4 protein-coding genes and 1 pseudogene are annotated in these 5,441 nt (G+C 72.9%); 1 reads left to right on the forward strand and 4 read right to left on the reverse strand.

Annotated features, from left to right (window positions below; genetic code table 11):
• The 4 genes and pseudogenes from ACFV6I_RS27490 to ACFV6I_RS27505 all read right to left on the reverse strand — a co-directional run.
• Positions 1–570, reverse strand: a pseudogene (locus ACFV6I_RS27490) (hypothetical protein); the annotation flags it as partial.
• Between the two features lie 195 nt (positions 571–765).
• Positions 766–1,440, reverse strand: a complete 675-nt coding sequence (locus tag ACFV6I_RS27495; RefSeq protein WP_063347446.1) for a response regulator transcription factor — start codon at positions 1,438–1,440, stop codon at positions 766–768.
• Positions 1,437–2,741 carry a sensor histidine kinase gene (locus ACFV6I_RS27500; RefSeq protein WP_380343801.1) on the reverse strand — a complete coding sequence of 435 codons (1,305 nt, stop codon included), beginning with the start codon at positions 2,739–2,741 and terminating at the stop codon, positions 1,437–1,439. Before ACFV6I_RS27500 ends, ACFV6I_RS27495 begins: the two co-directional genes overlap by 4 nt.
• Positions 2,742–2,928: 187 nt before the next feature.
• Complete coding sequence (locus ACFV6I_RS27505) at positions 2,929–3,618, reverse strand: TetR family transcriptional regulator (RefSeq protein ID WP_063347444.1); 690 nt, start codon at positions 3,616–3,618, stop codon at positions 2,929–2,931.
• 215 nt (positions 3,619–3,833) lie between these two features.
• Here ACFV6I_RS27505 and ACFV6I_RS27510 point away from each other — a divergent pair, with 215 nt between their 5' ends.
• Positions 3,834–5,438, forward strand: a complete 1,605-nt coding sequence (locus ACFV6I_RS27510) for an MFS transporter (RefSeq protein WP_063347443.1) — start codon at positions 3,834–3,836, stop codon at positions 5,436–5,438.
• Positions 5,439–5,441: the final 3 nt, after the last annotated feature.

Genomic DNA, 5,441 nt, shown 5'->3' on the forward strand with positions numbered 1-5,441 from the left:
GGGGGCGGGTTCTTTGTCCCCCTGGTGTGGGCCGGCGCGGGGCCGCGCGGGGGGGGGGGGGGGGGGGGGGGGGGGGCCCCAAACGCCGCGGCCCCCCCCGCCGCGATCGCGCGGGTCGAAGACGAGGATCCGGCGGTCGCCGTCCAGCAGGGCGCGGTAGCGCTCGGCGCGGGTGCGGGCCTGCTCGTGGTCCTGCGGGGTGAGCGCCGGGTCGGTGGCCCGGGCGAGTTCGCGGCCGAGCTCCGCGGTGAGGGCCAGCGTGTTGGCCCGGTACCGGAGTTGGACCGGGGCGCCGTCCAGGTTGCCGACCACCAGCGGGTGCCGGACGGCCAGCGCGTCCTGCTGGGTGGGCGTCAACTCGGCGAAGAACGCGGCGACTTCGGCCGGGGTGGCGGTGGCCGGGTCGGGCGGGTGGAGGCCGAGCGCGGTGTCGGCCACCCAGGCTGCGCTGCCCGGCGGCGGGCCGGTGACGGCCTGTTGGGCGTCCGTGGAGAAGCCGCCGAGACCGAGCACCGCGGCCAGCATCACCGTACTGGCCGCGATGGCTCTCTTGACCCGAAACTTCCCCATGTCCGGCCCCTCCCTGATCCGTTCGACTTCGACGGAAAGGAAGGTAGAAATGCGACGGCCCCGCGGACGTCACACCGCGGGGCCAACTCCCGGGTGCTACCGGGGTACTACTCGGGGTATCGCTCGGGGTACCACGGGGGGTGTCTCCGGACCGGAGCCGTCGGGCTGGAGCCGCCGAGGGTCACCGGACCGGCGTCACTGGCCGGGCGTCACGAGGCCGGACTCGTAGGCGAGGACGACGGCCTGGGCGCGGTCGCGCAGGTCGAGCTTGGCGAGGATGCGCCCGATGTGGGTCTTGACGGTCTGCTCGGCCAGGACCAGCCGGCCGGCTATCTCCTGGTTGGACAGGCCGCGGGCGATCAGCTCCAGCACCTCGGTCTCACGCGGGGTGAGGCCGTTGAGCCGCAGTTTGGGGTCGCGCCGCCGGGCCGGCCGGTTGCGGGCGAAGTCCTCGATCAGCCGGCGGGTCACCGAGGGGGCGAGCAGCGCCTCGCCGGCCGAGACCACCCGGACCGCGGAGATCAGGTCGGCCGGCGGGGCGTCCTTGAGCAGGAAGCCGCTGGCCCCGGCGCGCAGCGCCTCGTACACGTAGTCGTCCACGTCGAAGGTGGTCAGCATCATCACCTTGGGCCGGTGCGCGCCGGGGACGGCGGGGTCGAGCAGTCGGCGGGCGGCCTCCAGGCCGTCCATGACGGGCATGCGGACGTCCATCAGCACCAGGTCCGGGTGGGTGCGGCCGCTCACCTCCAGGGCCTGCGCGCCGTCGGCCGCGTCCCCCACCACGTCGATGTCGCTCTGGGCGTTGAGCAGGGCGGCGAAGCCGGCCCGCACCATGGCCTGGTCGTCGACGATGATCACGCGGATGGTCATGCGGGCTTCTCCCGGGGGGTTTCGAGGGGCAGGACGGCGGCGACCTTGTAGCCGCCGTCCGGCATCGGGCCGGTCTCCAGCCTGCCACCGACCAGCCGGGCGCGTTCCCGCATTCCGATCAGCCCCTGTCCGGTGCCCTCCATGGAGGCCTCCAACGACTCGGTGTGCTGGGGCGGGGGCGTGTTCACCACGGTCAGCAGCAGGGTGGCGCCCTCGTCGACCAGGGATATCCGGGCCCGCGAGCCGGGCGCGTGGCGCACCACGTTGGCCAGCGCCTCCTGCACGATCCGGTACGCGGACAGGGCGACCGCCTTCGGCACCGCCTCGGCCAGCCCCGGATCCACCGTCAGTTCGGCCGGGACCCCGGCCCGTCCCACCGTCTCGATCAGCTGCGGCAGTTGCTCGATCCCGGGCTGCGGCACCTTCTCGGCGGCGGACTCCTCGCTGCGCAGCACGCCCAGCAGTCGGCGCATCTCGGTCAGCGACTCGCGGGCGGTGCCGGCGATGGCGGTGAACTCCTCGGTGGCCGCGTCCGGTACGCCGGTGATCCGGTACGGCGCGCTGGCCGCCTGCACGGCGATCACCGACATGTGGTGGGCGACCACGTCGTGCAGTTCCCTCGCGATCCGGGCGCGCTCCTCCAGCAGGGTGCGCCGCTCGCGTTCGGCCTCGCTGATGTGCTCCTGTTCGGCGAGCAGCCGGCGGGCCTCGGCGCGGTCCTGGACGGCCCAGCCGAGCAGCAGGGCGGCGCCGCCGAGGGCGACCAGCAGCATGGTGGTGCCGTCGTCGGCGTGCGGGAAGCCGAGCGTGGTGGTGAGGAGGGTGAGCAGGATCGTGGCGATCCAGACCGCGATCAGGGTGGCCCGGCTCTCCCGCAGCGCGAGCGCGATCAGCAGGAAGACGTACGCCAGGATCATCGGCGCCGTCCACGGCCAGGTGCCGCCGAGCTGGTGGTGCCGGGCGGTGATGGAGGCCGTGGTGACGAGGGTGGCCGCGCTGATCCACCAGGCGGCCAGCGGCCGGGTGATGGCGAGCAGCAGCGGCGCGGTCTGGGCGATGGTGAGCGCGCCGGCGATGGGCACGGCGACGCCGTAGAAGTCGACCAGGGCGACGATCCCGGTGGGGATCAGCGAGGCCTGCATGATCAGCGCGACGACGTACGGCAGTCGGCGCAGCCAGGCCCGGGGCGAGTCCCCGAGCAGCGGGGTGGACCCGCCGGTCGGGGTGGTGAGGTGGTGCCGGAGCGAGCGGAGCAGCCGGAGGGCCTGCGCGCGGACTTCGGTCGTGGTGATCGTCTTCATCGCGGGCCAGCCTAAGAGGGTGCCGACCGCCCGTCGTCGCACTGGGGTCGAACATCGGAGTGCTACCGGAGTAGGGGGTGCTACCCGGGTACTACTGCTCCCGGGACGGTTCCGGGGCCGGGAGCGGTGCCCGCGGTACTACTGCGGGCCCGTATTGCTGCGGGCTGGCACTACCGCGTGGCCGGTGCTACTGCGGGCCGGTGCGCCAGTGGCCGGCCAGGGCCGGGCCGAGCTGGTCGAAGTGGCGCTCGATGACGGCGACCATGCCCTCGGGCCCGGCGGGCTCCTGGTCGGGGGTCCAGGACAGGTGGGCGGCGCGCAGCACGCTGCCGAAGACGGCGGCGAGCACGGTGGGCCGCAGGTCCTCGGCCGGGTCGAGGCCCTCGCGTTCGGCGATTACCCGGACGACCACCCGTTCCTGCTCGGTGACCCGGCGCAGGTGGGTGGCGAGCAGGGTGGGGGTCTCCTCGATCATCCGCATCAGTTCGAGGGCGGTGGTGATCGAGCGGGGGCCGCTGCGGTGTTCGGCGCCGAGTTCGCGCCAGGACTGGACGATCGCGGCGCGCAGGGCCTGGAGCGGGGACTCGTGGGCCGGGCGGCGGCACAGGCACTCGATGAAGTAGTCCTCGGCGTCGGCCATCACGGCGAGCGCGACCTCGTCCTTGTTGGCGAAGTAGCGGAAGAAGGTGCGCTGGGAGACCTCGACGGCGGAGGCGATCTCGTCGACGGTGGTGCGGGCGAAGCCCTGGCCGAGGAAGAGCACGTGGGCGGCTTGGACGAGGGCGTCCCTGGTCTGCTGCTTCTTGCGCTCGCGCAGCCCTGGCAGCCGTTCGGGGGTGCCCGGGGCGGCGGTGGGGGTGGGGGTGCGAGCGGCCATGGCGGGGCCTTCCGAGCGCGTGCGGGTGGGGTGAGGAGCACAACCTTAGCGCTCTGACAAATGTCAGCCAGAGCCAGAAGTCAGTGTTTGCCGAATGTCAGTGGCTGACATAATCTGCCGGAAGTGGCGCTCGCCGACCGGGCACTCGTGGGGACGGGTGGGTCGCGGCGCCACGCCCACGTTCCGTTCTCTGCCACGCCCCCGGAGGGCCCCAGATGAGCCAGTCCGTCGTCAAGAACGCCAAGGCGGACGTCCCGCCGCAGCGCACGCCACCGGGCGGGGGAGGGCTCAAGGGGCACCCCTGGCTGACCCTGCTGACCGTCGCGGTCGGCGTGATGATGGTCGCCCTGGACGGCACGATCGTCGCCATCGCCAACCCCGTCATCCAGGCGGACCTGAAGGCCGCGCCCTCCGAGATCCAGTGGGTGACCAGCGGCTACCTGCTGGCCCTGGCGGTCTTCCTGATCACGGCCGGCAAGATCGGCGACCGGTTCGGCCACAAGAACACCTTCCTGGTCGGCGCCGTCGGCTTCGCCGCCACCTCGGCCGCGATCGGCTTCGCCGGCAACATCCAGACCGTGATCGCCTTCCGGGTGCTCCAGGGCCTGTTCGGCGCGCTGCTCCAGCCGGCCGCGCTCGGCCTGCTGCGCGGCGCCTTCCCGGCCGAGAAGCTCAACATGGCGATCGGCATCTGGGGCGGTGTGATCGGCGCCTCCACCGCGGCCGGCCCGATCGTCGGCGGCCTGCTGGTCGAGCACGTCAACTGGGAGTCGGTCTTCTTCATCAACATCCCGGTCGGCCTGATCGCGCTCGGCCTCGGCCTGTGGATCCTCAAGGACGTACGGGCCGAGAAGGCCGCCAAGTCCTTCGACCTGCCCGGGATCGCGCTGCTCTCGGTGGCGATGTTCGCGCTGGTCTTCGGCATCATCAAGGCCCCCGAGTGGGGCTGGGGCGACGCCCGCACGCTGCTGTTCCTGGGCGGCGCGGTGGTCCTGATGGTGCTCTTCGCGTTCTGGCAGGCCCGGGCGAAGGAGCCGCTGATCCCGCTCAGCCTGTTCCGTTCGGTGCCGCTGTCGGCGGGCACCCTGCTGATGGTGCTGATGGCCTTCGCGTTCTTCGGCGCGATCTTCTTCGTGACCTTCTACTTGCAGAACGTGCACGGGATGTCGCCGGTGTCCGCCGGCGTCCACCTGCTGCCGATGACCGGCATGATGATCATCGGTTCGCCGGTGGCGGGCATCGCGATCGGCAAGCTCGGCCCGCGGATCCCGATCGTGGCCGGCATGCTGATCACCACCACCGCGATGTTCGGCATGTCCACCCTGGACGCGGGCTCCGGCACCGGCGTGATGTCGCTCTGGTTCGTCCTGATGGGCCTCGGCATCAGCCCGGTCATGGTCGGCGCCACCGAGGTGATCGTCGGCAACGCCCCGCTGGAGCTGTCCGGTGTGGCCGGCGGCCTCCAGCAGGCCGCGATGCAGGTCGGCGGCAGCCTCGGCACCGCGGTGCTCGGCGCGCTGATGGCGGCCAAGGTCGGGGACGTGCTGCCCGGCAACTGGGCCAAGGCCGGCCTGCCGCCGGTCCAGGGCGCCGAGGCCGAGGGCCTCAAGCAGGCCGCGCAGCTCGGCATCGCCCCGCCGGCCCCGGCCGGCACCCCGCAGCAGGCGGTGGACGCGATGGCCGGCGCCGTGCACGACTCCTTCGTCAGCGGCATGTCGCTCGCCTTCGCGGTCGCCGCCGTGGTGGCCTTCGGCGCCGCCGTGCTCGGCCTGCTCACCCGCCGCGGCACCGTCGACGCGGGCCCGGCCGTCCACATCTGATCC

It is taken from the genome of Kitasatospora sp. NPDC059803 (genome assembly GCF_042732255.1).
GTDB lineage: Bacteria > Actinomycetota > Actinomycetes > Streptomycetales > Streptomycetaceae > Kitasatospora.